The organism is Marinobacter shengliensis (assembly GCF_030297115.1).
Classification (GTDB): Bacteria; Pseudomonadota; Gammaproteobacteria; order Pseudomonadales; family Oleiphilaceae; genus Marinobacter; species Marinobacter shengliensis.
This window is the reverse complement of the sequence record NZ_AP028062.1, coordinates 339750-358404: the sequence shown is the minus strand read 5'-3', so window position 1 is coordinate 358404 and position 18655 is coordinate 339750. Positions and strand designations below refer to the sequence as shown.

Below are 18655 nucleotides of genomic sequence, written 5' to 3'. Positions count from 1 at the left end.
GTTATGTCAGCGTTACCGGCCCATTAACGGGTCCATCACACCCAGGCCATAGGCCGCCAGCAATGCAATCAAACCGGTCGCCAAGAGGTAGTATAGGGTCGGCCACACGGTCTTGCGCAGGGTCTGTCCTTCACGGCCCAACAGCCCCACCGTGGCTGAGGCGGCCACCACGTTATGAATGGCCACCATGTTACCGGCAGCGGCACCCACGGCCTGCACCGCCACCATCAGGGCGGTGGACAGGCCGAGGCTTTCAGCGACACCAAACTGGAACTGACTGAACATCATGTTGGATACGGTGTTGGAACCCGCCAGAAAGGCACCCAGCGCACCCACGGTCGGTGCCAGCAGCGGATAGATACCACCCACGGCATCGGCGGCCCAGGTGGCCATGGCCAGCGGCATACTGGGCAAATCGGACATGTTAACGCCCGAGTTGATCAGTATCCGCACCATCGGCACCGTAAACAGAAGAACAAAGCCTGCGCTCAACAGCACACCACTGGATTCCTTGACGGCATTCCCAAGGGCACGAGCGCTCATGCGGTGAATGAAGAAGGTTGCCAGAACAACCATCACCAGGATACCGCCCGGCAGGTACAGAGGCTGAACACCGGCATTGATGCCTGCCTCACCTAGAATATTCGAGAACGATACACCAACGCTGGTGAAGGCCTGTTTGATCGGGTCGACGGTCCGGCTCAGCACCAGCACGACGCCCACCAGTACATAGGGCACCCAGGCACGGAAACCGCTCATGGGCTTGGCCGCGATGTCTTCCAGTTTCATCTCGATGCTGCCCAGCCACTCCGAGGGCCAGTCCTTGCGGTCGGCAAAATCCCAGGCGTTTTTGGGCATCAGGAAGCCTTTTTTCGCCGCCATGGTCACGATCGCCAGGCCAATCAGGCCACCCAGAAGAGACGGGAATTCCGGCCCCAGAATCACACCGGTCAGCGCGTAGGGAACCACAAAGGCAACACCGGCAAACAGGGCAAACGGCAGCACCTCCAACCCTTCTTTCCAGCTTTTGTTCCTGCCGAAGAAGCGGGTCATCATGGTCACCATCAGCAACGGCATAACCACACCGACAATGGCGTGGGTGATGGCCACTTCCGAGGTGATCAGCTGCAGGTACGCATCCCAGTTGGAGCCCAGAGCCTCCAGTCGCTCGGTAATCGTGGCACGGTCGAGACCCGTGGTTACACCAACCACCACCGGGGTGCCCACGGCACCAAAGGACACCGGCGTGCTCTGCACCATCATGCCCAGCATAACAGCCGCCATGGCCGGGAAGCCCACAGCCACCAGCAGAGGCGCGGCAATGGCCGCCGGCGTGCCGAAGCCGGAGGCGCCTTCGATGAAGCTGCCGAACAGCCAGACAATGATAATCGCCTGAATACGGCGGTCCGGGGTGATGTTGGTAAAGCCCGCCCGAATGGTGGTGATGGCCCCCGAATGTTTCAGCGTGTTCAGCAGTAAAATAGCGCCGAAGATAATCCACAGCAGTCCAATGGTAATCACCAGACCCTGCAGGGTGGAGGCAAGAATACGGTTCAGGGTCATATCCCAGGCGCTGTAACCGATCAGCGCAGTGACCAGGAACACCACGGGCATGGCGCGGCGGGCAGGCCAACGCAGGCCAATCAGAAGGATTCCGGCCAGCAGAATCGGGGCAAATGCCAACAGGGCGAGCAGTCCGGACGACATGATTTTCTCCAGAGTATTGTTGTTGGATACTATTTTTGGATAATTGGTAATACCAATTTACAAGTCTGTCCAAGTACGTTATTTGAACACCCTTTGGGCTGTCAAAAGCAGGGCGTTCGACATTCGTCTAATTGCCTATGGGTTTTACTGGGAAAACAAGAACAAAGCAGGCTAATATTTATTGGTAAGACCAATTTATTTATCAACCGGAGCCGTACATGGCCATCAATCAGGTGGCGCCCAGGCGCCTCGCCGACACCATCGTTGAGCAACTGGAAACCATGATTCTGGAAGGCACATTGCAACCCGGCCAGCGGTTACCTCCGGAGCGGGTGCTGGCAGAGCAATTCGGTGTGTCCCGGCCATCGTTGAGAGAAGCAATCCAGAAACTGGCCGCCAAAGGCCTGCTCCACAGCCGCCAGGGAGGGGGCAACTTTGTCACCGAAACGCTGGGTGCCAGTTTCAGTGACCCACTGATCAAGTTGCTGGAGACGCACCCGGAAGCCCATCGCGACCTGCTGGAATTTCGCCGCACGCTGGAAGCAGACTGTGCCTTTTACGCAGCGCAAAGAGCCACCGAAGTTGACCGCCAGTACCTCACTCAAGCCTGGACCGCACTGGATGCCTGTTACCGCGACAGCTCCGGCAACAACCTGGAAGCCGAAGGCGCAGCGGACGCCCGCTTCCACATGGCCATCGCCGAGGCCAGCCATAATGTGGTGCTGATGCACACCATGCGTAACCTGTTCAACATGCTCAAGAACAACATTGTGACCAACATCGGCGGCATGTATGCCAGAGCCGCCAAAACCCGGCAGGGCCTGGTAGACCAGCATTCCCGGCTGTTTCAGGCAATCATGGAAGGAAGGGCCGAGGATGCCCGGGCCATTGCCGGCCACCACATCGAGTTTGTCCAGCAGACCATCTCGGAACACTCGGAAAACGAACGGCGCAAACAGCGGGCCTTGCGCCGGGAACGGCACAACGCTGACGAACAGGCATAAAAAAGCCGGGGGAGTTCCCCGGCCAAAGTATTCACACGATGCACCAACACAATGCGTGTCGTCCTGATGAGTCTTTAAGTTAACACCCGAACATGACCGTTCAGTGACAGCACTCGTCAGGCCGGCAACTTTTCCCATATGGTCAGTTCGGAAAAGCTGTGCTGGAATTTATTGCGGGTTTCCCGTATCACGAACGGCAGGCTTCTGGGCTCGCCCAGCAGCCTGAAATGAGGCGCCAGCATGTCTTTCAGGCCATCGAGCGTGGTGAAAGGCTCACCATTTTTCAGGTAACCGCCCACCCACTCGGATTTCGGCGTGTAGTCTTCCAGCCAGGTGTAAGGTGATGCGATCACCAGCAAACCCAGATCATTGATCCGCTCGTGGATGGTTTCAAGAAACAGGGACGGCTTGTATAACCGGTCGATCAGGTTACCCGCCAGCACCAGATCATAATCCCGGTAGTCCTGCCCCAGATCGCAGGCATCGCCCTGGTGGAAAGCGACGCGTTGAGCCGCTTCTGCCAGACCCAGTGCCGCCAGTGAGCGCTCCTGATAACTGGCCAGCTCACCCTCTTCCGGCCTGGCGTAGCGGGCCCTACCGCTGGCCACAACATCCCGGCAGGTGTTCACAAAGCTCTGGGAAAAATCGACGCCATCGACATGATCAAAATGGCGGGCCAGTTCCAGCGTGGTTCGCCCCACCGCACAGCCGATATCCAGCGCCCGACAGGTTTCACGGCCATTCAGTGCCTCCAGGGCGGCCTCCGCCAGCTCTTTCGGGAAATTCGCCTCGCCATGCCAGGATTCACCAAAGTGAAACTCCAGATACTGGGCCAGGGTGGTATCGTTTTCATAGTAATCGCTGGGATTGTTCACCTATTTCTCCTCTGCTCGGTTCGCATAGCACGGTTTCACTGTACCGCGAATCCTCGATACTGACAGCCTGGGGCTGGAGTCCCGTTCGTCGGGCACGCCGAACTCATGTCACCATCCGGCAAAACACCCTTCACACAAATCACACGCCATCGTCACAGATGTTCGCCAGATTGTCCGTAGCGGACTTCCCGCTAACCAACAATGACTCAGGGACAGAACCATGACGATGAAGCATACACTGCTGGCCACTGCCATCAGCGGTTTTCTGGCCGGCCCAATTCAGGCGGGGCTGGTTATCAGCGAATACGTTGAAGGCTCCAGCAACAACAAGGCTATTGAGTTACTGAACACCACTGATGCCAGCATTGATCTGGCCGCCTGGGAACTTCAGGTTTACTTCAACGGGTCGGACGTGGCTGGTCAGACCTTCGATCTGACCGGCAATGTGGCACCTGGCACCAACTTTGTGTTCGCCCACAGCAGCGCAGATCCGGCGATTCTGGCCGTGGCCGATCAAACCACCGGCGCCGGGCTGTTCAACGGTGACGACGCCGTCGTGTTGCTAAAGGGTGGCGCCGTGGCTGACAGTATCGGCCAGGTCGGTTTCGACCCCGGCAGCTACTGGGGCTCAGGGGATACCCGAACCCAGAACCGCACACTGCGCCGAAAAGCCGGTGCAGTGGCAGACACCAATCCGTTCGATACATACGACCCGGCCATCGCTTACGACGGTTTCCCACAGGACGATTTTTCAGACCTCGGTAAAGCCGGCGGCAGCGATGGCCCACTTGAGCCAGAGACACCAGACCTCACCTGTGGCGCTGAGGCAACCCGTATTTCCGAAATCCAGGGCCTGACGGACCAGAGCCCGCTGGCTGGCCAGACGGCGGTTATTGAAGCGATCGTCACCGCCAGTTTCAACGGAGACGGACAACTGGGCGGCTTTTTCATGGAAGAAGAACTGCAGCACCGGGATGACGATCCGAGGACATCCGAAGGCATTTTCGTCTTCGCTCCCAATCTTGCAGTAGAGGCCGGCCAACGAATCCGAATCGCCGGCAAGGTACTGGAATATCAGGGGCTGACCGAACTGACCGACATCATCGACAGCACCCTCTGTGGTTCCGGCGAGCTACCCCCGCCCGTGTCTTTGACCCTGCCATGGCCGGATCTGGATTCTCCGGAAGCCTTCGAATCCATGCGCGTCATCTTCAATGAGGCGCTGGTGGTTAACGACAACTACGATCTTGGCCGATTCGGCAGCCTGACCCTGGGTAGCGGACGGCATTTCATTCCCACTAACGTGGCGCTGCCAGGCCCAGATGCCGCACTGGTCGCCGAAATGAATGGCCTGGACAGGATCATTCTGGACGATGGCAGTAATCGACAGAACCCCGCCATCGTGCCTTACCCGTCACCCCAGCTCAGTGCCAGCCAGACTGTCCGCGCCGGTGATACGGTAAACGACCTGCAAGGCATTCTGGATTACCGGTTCTCCGAGTGGCGATTGCAACCAACCACCGCTCCCAGCTTCAGCCAAACCAACCCACGACCAACCGAACCACGGCTTGAGAATCGGGGAAACCTGCTTGTAGCGTCGTTCAACGTGCTGAACTTTTTCAATGGTGACGGCATGGGCGGGGGTTTCCCGACCGCCCGCGGTGCCAACAACGCGGAAGAGCTCAGCCGGCAGACTGCCAAGCTCGCCAGTGCCTTAACCGCCCTGGATGCTGACATTATCGGCTTGATGGAAATTGAGAATGACGGCTACGACAACAACAGTGCCATTGCTGAGCTGACGGCGGCCCTGGGAAGCCAGTGGCAGTATGTTAACCCGGGCCTGACGCAGTTAGGCGGGGACGCGATCGCCGTAGGTCTGCTTTACCGGGCAGACCGTGTTGAGACGGTTGGCAGTGCCGCCACTATCGGCGCCGCCCCGTTCAACCAGCTGAACCGTCAGCCGCTGGCACAAACCTTCCGGTTGATCGGATCTGAGGATGGCCTGACCATCGCCGTTAACCACTTCAAATCCAAGGGCTGTGGTGACGCCGACGGCGCCAATGCTGATCAAGGTGATGGCCAGGGCTGCTGGAACCCGGAGCGAACCCAGGCCGCCAACGCCCTGGCGGACTGGCTGGCTAACGATGCCACGGGCACCGGCGAACAGGATGTACTGATCATCGGTGACCTCAATGCCTACGCCAAGGAAGATCCGATTCGCGCCCTGAACGCACGGGGATATCAGGATCTCGTAGCCGTCCACGAAGGCGAACAGGCTTACTCTTACGTGTTTTTCGGCCAGGCAGGTTACCTCGATCACGCCCTTGCCAATGAAGCACTGGCAGGCAAGGTCAAAGACACCAGCATCTGGACCATCAACGCTGACGAACCCCGGGCGCTGGACTACAACACCGAGTTCAAGACTCCGGAGCAACAGGCCAGCTTCTATGCGCCGGACCCCTACCGCGCCTCCGACCATGACCCGGTGCTGGTGGCGCTTGAGATGGACACCCGCACCGCAGCCGACCGGGCAGACCTGAACGGCGACGGCCGGGTGAATGGCCGCGACCTCGCCCGCTTTATTCTTGCAACCCTGTTCGGTAAGGCCCCGGCGCCAACCTACGACATCAACGCAGACGGCAAAGTGGATGGCCAGGACTTCCTGGCCCTCGTACACGCCATTCGAGGCCAATAATCCGGTCGCACAACACCTGCCGGCGGGCAGGTGTTGTGCCCTTCAAACTGCAACAAAATCATCACGGCTTTGACACCTCAACAACGCAGACTCCCTGTAGTCACCCAACAAGGAGTTCAGGCATGATTCGCAAAACCCTATGGATTGCATTGCCCCTGGCCGCACTGGCCGGTTGCAACAGCGACAGCGATAACAACACCCCGGAAGCCAGCAGCTTTACTGCCAACATCCTGCACATCAATGACCACCACTCCCATCTGGAAGAGGGCTCCCAGTCCCTGATGATTGCCGGCCAGAGCACGTCCTTTCCGATTGGCGGCTTTCCACGAGTGGCCGGGAAGATCGCAGAGCGTGAGGCGGCCCTGGACAACGTCCTGAAACTACATGCCGGCGATGCCATCACCGGCACCCTGTATTTTTCATCGTTTGAGGGAGAGGCCGATGCCCGACTGATGAACCAGGTGTGTTTCGATGCCTTTGCACTGGGCAACCACGAGTTCGACCGGGGCGATGAGGGGCTGAAGAAGTTCCTTGATCTGCTGGATAGCGGAAGCTGTCAGACGCCGGTACTGGCCGCCAACGTCAAGCCCCAGGTTGGCACTCCCCTGGCACCGATTGCCGAGGATGACTACATCCAGCCCTACGTCATCAAATCAATCGGTGGTGAGCAGGTGGCCATAGTCGGTATCGACATAGCCAATAAAACCCGCAACAGCTCCAGCCCGCTGGAGACCACCGAATTCCTCGATGAGATGGAAACGGCGCAGGCCATGATCGACGAGCTCGAGGCGGCCGGCATCAACAAGATCGTGCTGCTGACCCATTATCAGTACGACAACGACCTGAACCTGGCAGCGTCGCTGTCCGGCGTGGATGTCATCATCGGTGGTGATTCCCACAGCCTGCTGGGAGACTTCGATGCCTACGGACTGTCTGCTGCAGGGCCCTACCCAACAGAACTGACCAATGCCGATGGTGACAAAGTATGCGTAGCCCAGGCGTGGCAGTATTCCCGAGTGGTTGGCGAGCTCAGCGTTACCTGGGACGAAAACGGCGTAGTAACCTCGTGCAGCGGCACGCCCCACCTGCTCCTGGGTGATAACTTCACGCGCAAAGATGCGGAAGATAACAACTACGAGCCGGAGGGCAGCGAGCGCGCCGACATCCTGGCGGCCATCGACGCCGATGACCAGCTCAGCCTGGTAACGCCAGACCCGACATCCGCACAGCTGCTGGCCTACTACACCAACCAACTGGATGATTTCCGCAACCGGGTAATCGGAACCGCCACCGAAGATCTCTGCCTGGCCAGAATTCCCGGCCGGCCCTATGGGGATGACACGTGCGACGGCGAAGACCCCAACCGCGGCAGCGACATCTCCAACCTTGTTGCCCAGGCCTTCCTGTTCCTGAGCAAGAACGCCGATGTGGCCATCCAGAACGGTGGTGGCGTCCGAACCGACCTGTTTGCTGGCAGCATCACCATCGGCGACGCCTACACGCTCCTGCCGTTTGCCAACACCCTGACGGACCTGGCCATGTCCGGCGCGGAAATCCGGGCGGTGTTGAACGAAGCGGTTGAGTTTGCCCATGTTGAGGGCGGCTCCAGCGGCGCCTACCCCTACGCGGCAGGGCTGCGCTGGGAAGTGGACATGAACCGACCGGAAGGCGAGCGCTTGTTCAACATTGAGGTCAACCCGCGCAATTCGGCCGAATGGCGAGCCCTGGCCGATGACGAGGAATTGAACGTGGTCACCAACAGCTTCACCGCCGGCGGCCGCGATGGCTATGTGACCTTTGGCGCCGTTTCTGACGACGGCCGGGCAACCGATACGTTCCTGGATTATGCCCAGTCGTTTGTCGATTACGTTCTTGAGGTAGGCTCCCTGAGCAAGCCGTCCGCAGACGAATATTCAACCCAGAACTATATACCCGCCCTCTGAAGCAGCGCCTTGGTAACCTCCGGTCAGTCGCCCCCGACTGGCCGGACTTCAGCTACCCTCCCAGTATACTTCTTCGCTATTCTTGAAATAGGCCGCCGACATCACCATGGTTGCCTGTCCATTGATTACAACAGCCACCGGAGAACTATGCCTACCCTGCCCGATTATTCCCTGCTCGAACTGGCCTCCGTCCGCGAAGGTGATTCGGTGAGCACCACACTGGCAAACAGTGTTGCCTACGCCCAACATGCCGAAACACTGGGCTTTAAGCGGTTCTGGCTGGCCGAGCACCACAACATGGAGGGCATATCCAGTTCCGCCACGTCTGTGCTGGTGGGTCATATCGCTGGTCGAACCAACACCATTCGGGTTGGCTCTGGTGGCGTCATGCTGCCCAATCACCCGCCGTTGGTGGTGGCTGAACAGTTTGGCACCCTGGAATGTCTTTATCCGGGGCGCATTGACCTTGGCCTTGGCCGGGCGCCGGGTACCGACCCGATCACGGCCAGGGCGCTGCGCCGTGAAGGCCTGGGAGCAGAACAGTTCCCGGAAGATGTGGCCCGCCTGCAAAGCCTGCTCGGCCCCCTGCAACCGGACCAACCGGTCAAGGCAATTCCCGGGGCGGGCACCGAGGTGCCCATCTGGCTTCTGGGCTCAAGCCTGTTCAGCGCCCAGCTGGCAGCTGCCCGGGGCTTGCCCTATGCCTTCGCCGGGCACTTCGCCCCAAGGCTGTACCGGGAAGCCCTGAGGGTTTACCGGGATAATTTCCAGCCCTCACCCCAATTGGACCGGCCCTACGCCATGCTTGCCATTCCGGCCATTCCGGCCGACTCACTGGATCAGGCAAAGTTTCTGGCCACCACCAGTTACCAGCGCATTCTGTCTCTGTTCCGGGGCCAGCCCTTGTGGATGAAACCGCCGGTTGAATCCATGGACGGTCTGTGGAATGCCGGTGAGAAGCTCAGCGTACTGGATTTCCTGGCGTTACAGGTGATGGGCGACGCCGATGATATCCGCCACCAACTCGATAACCTGCTGGCGGATATCCACGTAGACGAACTGATGTTCACCGTCGATATCTATGACCCGGCACAGCGCCGTCATGCTCTCGACATCCTGGCGCAAACCCGGGATCAGAGCACCTCTTCAATGGCTTCCATTAACTGAGGATCGTCCGGGCGAACCCGGCTGGTGAAGCTGGCGGTGACCTTGCCGTCCCGGTCCAGTACGTATTTGGTGAAGTTCCAGCGCGGCGGCTGGCTCTGACGGTTGATCTCGCGGAACACCGGGTTCGCCTGGGTACCGGTCACCGGCCCGGGCGCGATCATCGTGAAGGTGACGCCAAAGTTGACGAAACAAACCTCGGCCGCTTCTTCTTCGGTGCTCGCCTCCTGCCGGAAATCATCGCTGGCGAAGCCCACCACAACCAGGCCCTTGTCGCGGAATGTCTGATGCAGCGCTTCGAGCCCCTCAAACTGGCCGGTATAACCGCATCGGCTTGCGGTGTTCACAACCAGCATCGGCTGGCCGGCGGCCAGGTCACACAGGTTGACGGAATCCCTGGAGTGCAGCTTGCGCTGGTCATGGTCGAGAAAGGCGGGGCACTCGGCGGCCCATGCTGGCAAAGCAGCAACCATAAGCGCGATCAGCGACCACCGCTGCCATCGTGTCGTGTGCATTGTTAGACTCCTGTTCTGCTGACAAGAAGGAATACGATTGCGAGTGGCAATCCGCTCATAACCCGACTTAACGCCAAAGTTCCTGACCAACCACCGGAGTAAATCCCGTGTCTGCACCCGAAACTTTCGTTTTTCTTTCCCATGGGCTCGAAAGCGGCCCCGGGAGTACCAAGATCCAGGCCCTTAAAACGGTGGCGGAGTCGTTCGCCGGCGTCCACGCTGAAGCTATTGATCATCGTAGCACCAAAGACCCGGCCCAGCGCCTTGGGCAAATGCGAGATGCCATGGCGGCAGCGGGTGCTGACCCGGCCCGGACCATTCTTGCCGGTTCCAGCATGGGCGGCTGGGTGTGTGCGCAAACCAGTGCAGACACACCGGTACTGGGCTGTTTCCTGTTGGCGCCAGCCCTGGCCCTCCCCGATTACCCCCAAAGCCGGCCTCGCATTCAGGCCCGGCATACCCAGATCATCCACGGTTGGCAGGACGACGTGGTGCCACCTATGCCGGTCATTGAACTGGCGCAAGCGCAGAACCTGCCAATCCTGCTGTTACCCGACAACCACCGGCTGGAGCACAGCGTTACCCGGGTTGCCGATGAGTTCCGTGCCTTTCTCATGAACACCGGATTAAACCCGCGTCATCATTGACCGATGTCATCCAAACGCCGTGCATGACCGAATCATTTTGGTAGGGTGGTTCTGCTGCCCTCGCCGTTGCCTGAACCCCGGTTCCGGCAGGGCAACCCATAAATGATGAGAGAGAAAGGAGTTACCAATGAGCGATTTCAATAAAAGTCGACGGGTATTCCTGCGCACTGCCGCGTTAGGTGTCGCTGCCGTTCCACTGGCACGGGTGGCCACACACGTTCCGGCAGCCCGAGCCGAGAAGCCGAAAGCGGAGGACGGCCATGCCCTGGACTACGTGAACGACGGTAGTACCAGCGATCATGAGAAATATCAGGATGGAAACAAGTGTTCCAACTGTGCGTTTTGGGCCGGGGAAGTTTCCGGGGGATGGGGCGGTTGCCGCCACCCGCAGTTCAGCGATGTACTGGTCAATGCCGATGGCTGGTGTAACACCTGGGTACCGGGCGGTTAACGTAACATGACAGGCGGCCACAAGGCCGCCTGTCATCCACCTGCCCGCCATCAAAAATTCAATTTTTTCCTCCCCTGAGTAAGACAGAAAACCGAATAAATCGAAAATTCATAGACTTGCGATACCAATAAAACCTGTCGCCTGAATTATCTGATTTTGGCCATTTCCTTGCGAAAACCCTCATGTTTTGCCAGTCTTTAATAATGTAACAAAGGATTTCAGCAAAAAAACAAACGGAGACAGCGCGATGAGCAACACAAGTAAATTCAGGAAACTGGCCGGTTTTTCGGCGTTCGCCTTTGCAGCGATCACTGCGGCAAACTCGGTAAACGCAGCCAACTGGCGCTATGCCCATGAAGAATACGAGGGTGATGTTCAGGACGTTTACGCCTACAAATTCAAGGAATACGTTGAGGAGAATTCCGACCACACGGTCCAGGTGTTCCGCTTCGGCGAGCTGGGCGAGTCTGATGACATCATGGAGCAAACCCAGGCTGGCATTCTCAACTTCGTAAACCAGTCACCAGGCTTCACCGGCTCCCTGATTCCCGAAGCACAGATCTTCTTCATTCCCTACCTGATGCCGACCGACATGGAAACGGTTATCACGTTTTTCCGGGAATCCAAGGCCATCAACGAAGACTTCCCGGAGCTCTATTCCGAGCAGGGCCTGGAACTGCTGAAGATGTACCCCGAGGGTGAAATGGTGGTCACGGTAGATGAGCCAGTCACCTCACCGGAAGAATTCCGCAACAAAAAAATCCGGGTAATGACCAACCCGCTGTTGTCTGAAACCTATTCCGCCTTTGGTGCCACACCCACGCCGCTGCCCTGGGGTGAAGTGTACGGTGCCCTGCAGACCAACATGATCCAGGGTCAGGAAAACCCGATATTCTGGATTGAATCCGGTGGTCTGTACGAGGTATCCCCGAACTTGGTATTCACCGGCCACGGCTGGTTTACCACCGCCATGATGGCGAACCAGAATTTCTACAACGGCCTGTCTGATGAAGACAAAAAGCTGGTTCGCGATGCTGCGGACTACGCCTTTGAGGAAATCATCGTTCACATCGATGGCCTGGCCGATGAAGCCCTGGAGAAAATCCAGGCAGCCAGTGATCGGGTTACCGTTACCCGCCTGAACGACGAGCAGATTGAAGCCTTCCGCGCCCGCGCACCGCAGGTGGAAGAACGCTTCATTCGCATGACCGGCGAACGTGGCCAGCAGCTGCTTGACCAGTTCAAGGCCGACCTCGAAGCCGTTCAGGGACAGTAAAACGGCAGGATTCAAAGGGTGGCCCGGTGCCACCCTTTGATGTCCGGCCCTGGTTTAACCCCCGCCCCGCCGGGGTCTTTACCGGCCGGGAGCAAATGATTCTGGAGAGGAATCCATGTCTGAACATCCCCAGGAGGTTGTTGAAGACGATACCGGTACCTACGAGTCCGGTTTACCGGGCTTTCTGGGCACCATCGACGAGTGGATCGCCAAGGTCGAGGCAGTCATGCTCGCCGCCGGCGTCATCCTCATGGCCATCAACACCTGCGCCAACGTTATCGGGCGTTTTGTGTTCGGAGAAGGCCTGTTTTTCTCTGGTGAGATCAACCGCATCCTGATCATTCTGATCACCTTCGCCGGGATTGGTTACGCCGCCCGCCATGGTCGCCACATCCGAATGTCGGCGGTATACGACGCCCTGCCCGCCAAAGGCCGAAAGGTTCTGATGATCTTCATCGCCCTGTTCACTTCGGTGGTGATGTTTTTCCTGTGTTACCACGCCTACGGCTACATCGAAACGCTGTATAGCCGTGGCCGCATTTTGCCTGCCCTGGGCATACCTATCTGGATCATCTATATATGGGCGCCCATCGGTTTCGCCATTACCGGAATCCAGTATTTCCTGACAGCCATCAAGAACCTCACCAGCAAGGACGTCTACCTCTCGACCGGCGTGGTGGATGGCTACGCTGATACCGAGTCCGAGGTCTGAGACAGCCGTAACCCGATAAGGAACAGGAAGATTACTTATGGCAACCATTCTGATGTTGATCATGATCGGGCTACTGCTGCTGGGCTTCCCGATGATGATCCCACTGACCACCGCGGCGGTGGTTGGCTTTGTAATGATGTTCGACGGCTTCGGCCAGATGCAAACCTTCATCCAGCAAATGATGGGTGGTATCCGGCCGGCGTCGTTGATTGCGGTACCCATGTTTATTCTGGCCGCCGACATCATGACCCGGGGCCAGTCGGCCGACCGGTTGATCAACATGGTGATGTCCTTCATCGGCCACATCAAGGGTGGCCTGGCCATCAGTACCGCCACCTCCTGCACCCTGTTTGGGGCGGTTTCCGGATCTACCCAGGCCACGGTGGTGGCGGTTGGGTCGCCTCTGCGCCCGAAGATGCTGAAAGCGGGCTATTCTGACCCGTTCACGCTCGCGCTGATCATCAACGCCAGTGATATCGCATTCCTGATTCCCCCGAGCATCGGGATGATTATCTACGGGGTTATCTCCGAGACCTCCATTGCCGAGCTGTTCATTGCCGGCATTGGTCCGGGCGTTCTGATCCTGTTCATGTTCTCGTTGTACTGCCTGTTCTATGCGTACAAGCACAATGTGCCAACCGAAGAAAAGGCCACCTGGAAACAACGGGCGCTGTCAGTGCGGGATGCCTCCTGGCCGCTGATGTTCCCGGTGATCATTGTTGGCGGTATCTACGGCGGCATATTCAGCCCCACCGAAGCCGCCGCCGTGTGCGTACTTTACGCCTTCCTGCTGGAGTTCGTGATCTTCCGCTCCCTGAAGCTCAACGACATCTACAAGATCGCCAAGTCCACCGGTCTGATTACCGCCGTGGTATTTATTCTGGTTGCCGTTGGTAATGGTTTCTCCTGGATTATCTCCTTCGCCCAGATTCCCCAGGCCATTCTGGAAACCGTCGGCGTGAACGAAGCGGGCCCGGTGGGTGTGCTGATTGCCATCTGTATTGCCTTCTTTATCGCCTGCATGTTTGTTGACCCGATTGTGGTCATCCTGGTGCTCACCCCCATCTTTGCGCCAGCCATCCAGGCAACCGGGCTGGACCCGGTTCTGGTAGGGGTGCTGATCACCCTGCAGGTAGCCATAGGCTCCGCAACGCCGCCGTTTGGCTGTGACATCTTCACCGCCATCGCCATCTTCAAACGCCCCTACATGGAAGTGATCCGAGGCACGCCACCGTTTATCTTCATGCTGGTGGCCGCCGCCGGGCTAATCATTGCCTTCCCGGATATCGCCCTGTTCCTGAGGGACCTGGCTTACCGAGACTGAGCCGGGTTCCCCGGCCAGTAACAGGAGAGACCTATGTTCAAACGGATTCTGGTAGCCGTGGATGGCTCCAAAACCTCGCTGAAAGCACTGGATAAGGCGATTGACCTGCAGAAGCTGATCCCGGATGCCGAGATCTTCATCCTGTGCGTCTACAAGCATCACAGCCTGTTCGAGGCGTCATTGTCGATCGGACGCCCCGACGACATGGACATTCCGGACAAGGTACTGTCGGATTACGCCAAGGGAGTGGTGAACCATGCCAAGGAACTGGCCAAGGAACACGGCGCGACCAAAGTGCGCGGCTTTGTGAAAGCCGGCCGGCCATCCAAGGTGATCGTAAAATTCGCCCAGGACAAAGAGGCGGATCTGATCGTCGTTGGTACCAAGGGCACCAACAGCGACAAAGACGGCATGTTCCTCGGCAGTGTTTCCCACCGGGTGGCGTCCCATGCCAAATGCCCGGTATTGGTGGTCTGAACAGACATTGATGCTGCAATCTCGGGCCGGTATTGCAAAATACCGGCCCTCTGGCAATCACGGATTTCCGCAGTCTGATCAGATTTTCACCGTGCTAGACTCCCCCGCCTTGCGTTTCTTTCAATTCACAAAACTCAAATCACAAGGCGTCTACCCATGACTGCAATTGTCGATTTTCTCAACTCGATTCTCTGGGGTTATGTCCTCGTCTACGGCCTGCTGGCCGTCGGTGTCTTCTTCACCATCCGCCTGGGTTTTCTGCAATTCGTCAATTTCGGCGAAATGGTCAGGGCCATCCGCGGCTCCCGTGAAAGCGACGTTCACGGTATCTCACCTTTCCAGGCGCTGTGTACCAGCCTTGCTTCCCGGGTCGGCACCGGCAACCTGGCCGGCGTGGCCGTAGCCCTGTACCTCGGCGGTGCCGGCGCCATTTTCTGGATGTGGATGGTCGCACTGGTGGGCATGGCCACGGGCTATGCCGAAAGCACCCTGGCGCAGCTTTACAAGGTGCGTGACGGCAAGGGCCAGTATCGGGGCGGTCCGGCGGTTTACATTGCCAAGGGCCTGAAAGCCCCCTGGGCAGCGGCCATTTTCGCAGTTTGCCTGATCATCTCGTTTGGCCTGGTGTTCAACGCTGTGCAGGCAAACTCCATCGCCGACGCCATGGAGGGTGCCTTTGGTGCACCCAAACTGGGTGTTGGTGTGGTCATCGCGGCGCTCGCCGGCATCGTGATTTTTGGTGGTCTGCGCAAGATCGTTCGCTTTGCCGAGTTCGTAGTGCCGTTTATGGCGGGCGCCTATGTGCTGCTGGCACTTGGCGTGATGGCCATGAACATCACCGAGGTACCGGGCATTCTGACGATGATCGTCAAAAGCGCCTTCGGCCTGGAAGAAGCCGCCGGTGGCGCCGCCGGCTCGGTGACCGCCGCGATGCTCAACGGCATCAAGCGGGGCCTGTTCTCTAACGAAGCCGGCATGGGTTCCGCCCCCAATATCGCGGCCACCGCCACACCAGCACCGCACCACCCGTCGTCACAGGGCCTTGTTCAGGCATTTGGTGTGTTTGTCGACACCATCATTATCTGTACCGCCACAGCCGTGATGATTCTGCTGGCCGGCGTGCTGGAACCCGGTTCTGGCATCACCGGTACGCAACTGACCCAGCAGGCCATGGAAGTCCACCTGGGTGAATTTGGTGGCTACTTTATTGCCGTCGCCATCCTGTTTTTTGCCTTCACGTCCATCGTGGCCAACTACACCTATGCCGAGAACGCCCTGATCTACCTGAAAGGCGGCAGCACCCTCGGGCTCACCCTGCTTCGCCTGGCAGCTCTGGCCATGGTGATCTGGGGCGGCTATGAAGCGGTGGTTACGGTATTCAACGCCGCGGATGCCTCGATGGGACTGATGGCGGCCATCAACCTGGTGGCGATTGTGCTGCTGTCCGGCACGGTAGCCAAGTTGACCAAGGACTACCTGGCCCAACGGAAAGAGGGACTGGTACCCCACTTCAAGTCAAAGGATTACCCGGAGCTGCACGAGAAAATCGACAGCAACATCTGGCATTAAGCTCAAACACTGGCCGTAACCACCCGGTTACGGCCAGCGGCCTTGGCCTGATACAACGCCCGGTCGGCTGCCCGGAACAGCTCGTCGAACTCCGGGCTGCTTTCCGGCCAGCATGCAATACCTGCCGATATCGTCAGATTGCCCAACTGCTTTCCAAGGTATTCAACCTGAGATTCGGCAATGGTTGCCCGAAGATTTTCCGCCCTCTGGCGGGCTTCCTCCCGTGACGCCCCTGGCATCAGAACCGTAAACTCCTCTCCCCCATAACGGCATACCGTATCGCTCCCGCGAAAGCAGTTCTCAAGGACTCTCCCAACCATTCGCAAAACCTCATCGCCGGCATCGTGGCCATGACTGTCGTTGAAGCGCTTGAAGTGGTCGATATCGAAGATCAACAGGCTCAGTGGGCGCTCTGAGCGGATGGCGACTTCCCGCTCATGTCGGAATAACTCATCAAAGTAGCGCCGATTTTTAAGACCCGTCAGGCTGTCCTCATAGGAAAACCGTTGCAATTCGGATCGCAGGGCCAACCCTGACAGGGTAATCCCGATCTTCTCGACAGACTGATACACCCAGGCAACCACCCGGGCGGTGCCGTAATCCTTCACGACGTCTGGCAGATTCGGTCGCTCCAAAAGCAACACGCCCTCAGGAACATTCCCGAACTGGGCTGGTTCAACCCGCAGCAGGAAACAGAGTTGTGCAGGTACGTCCTGGCTCCGCACGGGTAAAACGGTCTCAATCAGGCCGGAAAGATCCTGCGTCAGGCTGGGTGGAAAGGTATTGGCAGCGGATCTGCCCCAGAGGCAGGCCCGATCATAGCCGCCACCCGGGTTGCGCCGGTAGAAACAGCCAGCAATCGGCAAGTACAGTTGCGGCAGCGCCTGAAGCAAAGGCTGGAAAGCCTCTTCCACACCCGCACAGTCCTGCAGGGCCGCAATGGTGTCCGCCAATTTCTGACTTTTCTTGCTCTCCAGCGCTAACAGCCGTGACCGCTCTACCTCTCGCTCAGCAAGCGCTTCAGCTCGAGCAGTGCGCTCAGCCACCTTCTGCTCCAGTTGAACGGTCAACTGATGCAAGGCCTGTTGGGTTTTGCCGTAATGCCACACAGAAATACTGATAAGCGCCAGCGAGAACGCCAGCGCCCCCCAGCTGACCGGCACCCGCCCCCAGGGGAGAAAGCCATGAGCAACCGCCATATCCAGAATCAGCAGAACGATAAACACGCCACAGGTAAACAGAAACACCTGCTGTTCCCGATACAAGCTACTGAAATTCCTGACAACCACCGCCACCATTAATGCCAGGGAGATCAGCAAAACACCGTCAAACACCGGGAATGTAGAGGACAGGTTCACTAACCCGAGCAGCGCCAGCATAAGGGCAAGAGCCGCAAACACCAGATGCAGCCACATCAGCCAGCGAACCAGGCGGGGGCGACGGGCGTCGAGCCACTGGCTTAGCAAGAGCGCCAGTGCAACCGGAATCAAATAATAAGAGCCCGCTGCCAGATAGTCCCACAGCAGTGGCTGATACAGGATCAGCAAGCTGGCCTGGCTTTCCGCCAGCAGCATTACGCCGGTCAGGAATGCAAACAGGGCAATGCTGGCGAAACTTCTCTGGCCTCGCTGGATCAGGGCAAATACCAGGGCAAGGAGTGCAATCAGTCCGGATAACGCCGCAATAACCAGACTCTCGGCCGAGTTGCCAACGATGTGCAGCACCAGGTCCGGGTGATCGAGAATGGCCACCTCCCCCCACAACCCGATATCCGTGTAATTTGAGAACACGCGGAAGTACATGGTTTCGCCTTCGTAGCCATCGGGCAATGGAATCTCGTGCCAGGGCCAGCCTTCAAATTTGCCACGGCCGTGCTCGTCGAAGGTGCCGTACTGATACAGCAACTCGCCCCGGAACCAGACCTGCAGGATGATATCGACGCTGTAGATGTATAGTGCCGGCGCGTACCACTCCCCTTCCGGTAATGTCACCCGGAACCAGGCATGTTCTTGCCCTTTTCGGCCGGGAGGGTTGGAAGGGAAAGCAATGTCATGCCAGTGTTTGTCGCTGTCCGGTTCGTCCAGCCAAAGCGGTGTGCCGTCAGCCAGGAAAGGGGAGTCGCCCCAGCGATATTGCCACCCTTCATCCACTGGCTGCATGGCAGACAACGCCGGTTGGGACAGGCAGAGCGCCAAAACGAGTGTGGCAAGGCAGAATAAAGTGCGACAGGAAGAGGGGCGCAAAGCGAAACCTGCTGTTGGACGCTATGTTTTCAGTATAAACCGTAGGCAGCAGT

15 protein-coding genes are annotated in these 18655 nt (G+C 58.3%); 11 read left to right on the top strand and 4 right to left on the bottom strand.

The window, feature by feature from the left end:
- Nucleotides 1-12: 12 nt before the first annotated feature.
- Nucleotides 13-1707 carry an L-lactate permease gene (locus QUE75_RS01560; RefSeq protein WP_286253198.1) on the bottom strand — a complete coding sequence of 565 codons (1695 nt, stop codon included), beginning with the start codon at nucleotides 1705-1707 and terminating at the stop codon, nucleotides 13-15.
- A 218-nt stretch (nucleotides 1708-1925) separates the two neighbouring features.
- Between QUE75_RS01560 and QUE75_RS01555 the strand changes: the two genes are divergently transcribed.
- The gene (locus tag QUE75_RS01555; RefSeq protein ID WP_106694332.1) at nucleotides 1926-2711 is read left to right on the top strand and encodes a GntR family transcriptional regulator; all 786 of its coding nucleotides are present in this window, start codon (nucleotides 1926-1928) and stop codon (nucleotides 2709-2711) included.
- 116 nt (nucleotides 2712-2827) lie between these two features.
- On the opposite strand, the gene QUE75_RS01550 is transcribed toward QUE75_RS01555, so the two are convergent.
- On the bottom strand, nucleotides 2828-3586 hold the full coding sequence (locus QUE75_RS01550) for a putative 4-mercaptohistidine N1-methyltransferase (RefSeq protein WP_286253197.1): 759 nt from the start codon (nucleotides 3584-3586) through the stop codon (nucleotides 2828-2830).
- Nucleotides 3587-3806: 220 nt separating this feature from the next.
- On the opposite strand from QUE75_RS01550, the gene QUE75_RS01545 reads away from it, so the two are divergent.
- The 3 genes from QUE75_RS01545 to QUE75_RS01535 all read left to right on the top strand — a co-directional run bounded on the left by QUE75_RS01545 (nucleotide 3807) and on the right by QUE75_RS01535 (nucleotide 9391).
- Nucleotides 3807-6281, top strand: a complete 2475-nt coding sequence (locus QUE75_RS01545) for an ExeM/NucH family extracellular endonuclease (protein WP_286253196.1) — start codon at nucleotides 3807-3809, stop codon at nucleotides 6279-6281.
- 122 nt (nucleotides 6282-6403) lie between these two features.
- Nucleotides 6404-8224: an NAD nucleotidase gene (gene nadN, locus QUE75_RS01540; RefSeq protein ID WP_286253195.1), complete on the top strand. Its 1821-nt coding sequence runs from the start codon at nucleotides 6404-6406 to the stop codon at nucleotides 8222-8224.
- A 147-nt stretch (nucleotides 8225-8371) separates the two neighbouring features.
- Nucleotides 8372-9391 (top strand): LLM class flavin-dependent oxidoreductase, encoded by a 1020-nt coding sequence (locus tag QUE75_RS01535; RefSeq protein WP_138436955.1) that lies wholly within the window; start codon nucleotides 8372-8374, stop codon nucleotides 9389-9391.
- Here QUE75_RS01535 and QUE75_RS01530 read toward each other — a convergent pair.
- Entirely contained in the window at nucleotides 9358-9903 is a 546-nt protein-coding gene (locus tag QUE75_RS01530) for a glutathione peroxidase (protein ID WP_396631680.1), read from the bottom strand. The genes QUE75_RS01535 and QUE75_RS01530 overlap by 34 nt on opposite strands.
- Before the next feature lie 107 nt (nucleotides 9904-10010).
- On the opposite strand from QUE75_RS01530, the gene QUE75_RS01525 reads away from it, so the two are divergent.
- The 7 genes from QUE75_RS01525 (at nucleotide 10011) to QUE75_RS01495 (ending at nucleotide 16359) form a co-directional block, all read left to right on the top strand.
- Nucleotides 10011-10550 (top strand): alpha/beta fold hydrolase, encoded by a 540-nt coding sequence (locus QUE75_RS01525; RefSeq protein WP_106694326.1) that lies wholly within the window; start codon nucleotides 10011-10013, stop codon nucleotides 10548-10550.
- A 127-nt stretch (nucleotides 10551-10677) separates the two neighbouring features.
- A complete protein-coding gene (locus QUE75_RS01520) occupies nucleotides 10678-11001 on the top strand; it encodes a high-potential iron-sulfur protein (RefSeq protein ID WP_106694325.1) in 324 nt (107 codons plus the stop codon).
- Nucleotides 11002-11248: 247 nt separating this feature from the next.
- Nucleotides 11249-12277, top strand: coding sequence for a TRAP transporter substrate-binding protein (locus QUE75_RS01515; RefSeq protein ID WP_286253192.1), 1029 nt, complete (start codon nucleotides 11249-11251; stop codon nucleotides 12275-12277).
- A 115-nt stretch (nucleotides 12278-12392) separates the two neighbouring features.
- A complete protein-coding gene (locus QUE75_RS01510) occupies nucleotides 12393-12989 on the top strand; it encodes a TRAP transporter small permease (protein WP_072678710.1) in 597 nt (198 codons plus the stop codon).
- Nucleotides 12990-13026: 37 nt separating this feature from the next.
- On the top strand, nucleotides 13027-14313 hold the full coding sequence (locus tag QUE75_RS01505) for a TRAP transporter large permease (protein ID WP_106694323.1): 1287 nt from the start codon (nucleotides 13027-13029) through the stop codon (nucleotides 14311-14313).
- A 33-nt stretch (nucleotides 14314-14346) separates the two neighbouring features.
- Nucleotides 14347-14790 carry a universal stress protein gene (locus QUE75_RS01500; protein WP_061332500.1) on the top strand — a complete coding sequence of 148 codons (444 nt, stop codon included), beginning with the start codon at nucleotides 14347-14349 and terminating at the stop codon, nucleotides 14788-14790.
- Nucleotides 14791-14946: 156 nt separating this feature from the next.
- A complete protein-coding gene (locus QUE75_RS01495) occupies nucleotides 14947-16359 on the top strand; it encodes an alanine/glycine:cation symporter family protein (protein WP_058093010.1) in 1413 nt (470 codons plus the stop codon).
- A gap of 2 nt (nucleotides 16360-16361) precedes the next feature.
- On the opposite strand, the gene QUE75_RS01490 is transcribed toward QUE75_RS01495, so the two are convergent.
- On the bottom strand, nucleotides 16362-18518 hold the full coding sequence (locus QUE75_RS01490; protein ID WP_286253184.1) for a GGDEF domain-containing protein: 2157 nt from the start codon (nucleotides 18516-18518) through the stop codon (nucleotides 16362-16364).
- Nucleotides 18519-18655: the final 137 nt, after the last annotated feature.

Excerpts from the sequence above, each read along its gene's own strand:
- QUE75_RS01560 (WP_286253198.1), bottom strand. The coding sequence starts at position 1,707 with ATGTCGTCCGGACTGCTCGCCCTGTTGGCATTTGCCCCGATTCTGCTG.
- QUE75_RS01555 (WP_106694332.1), top strand. The coding sequence starts at position 1,926 with ATGGCCATCAATCAGGTGGCGCCCAGGCGCCTCGCCGACACCATCGTT.
- QUE75_RS01545 (WP_286253196.1), top strand. The coding sequence starts at position 3,807 with ATGACGATGAAGCATACACTGCTGGCCACTGCCATCAGCGGTTTTCTG.
- nadN (WP_286253195.1), top strand. The coding sequence starts at position 6,404 with ATGATTCGCAAAACCCTATGGATTGCATTGCCCCTGGCCGCACTGGCC.
- QUE75_RS01535 (WP_138436955.1), top strand. The coding sequence starts at position 8,372 with ATGCCTACCCTGCCCGATTATTCCCTGCTCGAACTGGCCTCCGTCCGC.
- QUE75_RS01530 (WP_396631680.1), bottom strand. The coding sequence starts at position 9,903 with ATGCACACGACACGATGGCAGCGGTGGTCGCTGATCGCGCTTATGGTT.
- QUE75_RS01520 (WP_106694325.1), top strand. The coding sequence starts at position 10,678 with ATGAGCGATTTCAATAAAAGTCGACGGGTATTCCTGCGCACTGCCGCG.
- QUE75_RS01515 (WP_286253192.1), top strand. The coding sequence starts at position 11,249 with ATGAGCAACACAAGTAAATTCAGGAAACTGGCCGGTTTTTCGGCGTTC.
- QUE75_RS01510 (WP_072678710.1), top strand. The coding sequence starts at position 12,393 with ATGTCTGAACATCCCCAGGAGGTTGTTGAAGACGATACCGGTACCTAC.
- QUE75_RS01505 (WP_106694323.1), top strand. The coding sequence starts at position 13,027 with ATGGCAACCATTCTGATGTTGATCATGATCGGGCTACTGCTGCTGGGC.
- QUE75_RS01500 (WP_061332500.1), top strand. The coding sequence starts at position 14,347 with ATGTTCAAACGGATTCTGGTAGCCGTGGATGGCTCCAAAACCTCGCTG.
- QUE75_RS01495 (WP_058093010.1), top strand. The coding sequence starts at position 14,947 with ATGACTGCAATTGTCGATTTTCTCAACTCGATTCTCTGGGGTTATGTC.
- QUE75_RS01490 (WP_286253184.1), bottom strand. The coding sequence starts at position 18,518 with ATGCAGCCAGTGGATGAAGGGTGGCAATATCGCTGGGGCGACTCCCCT.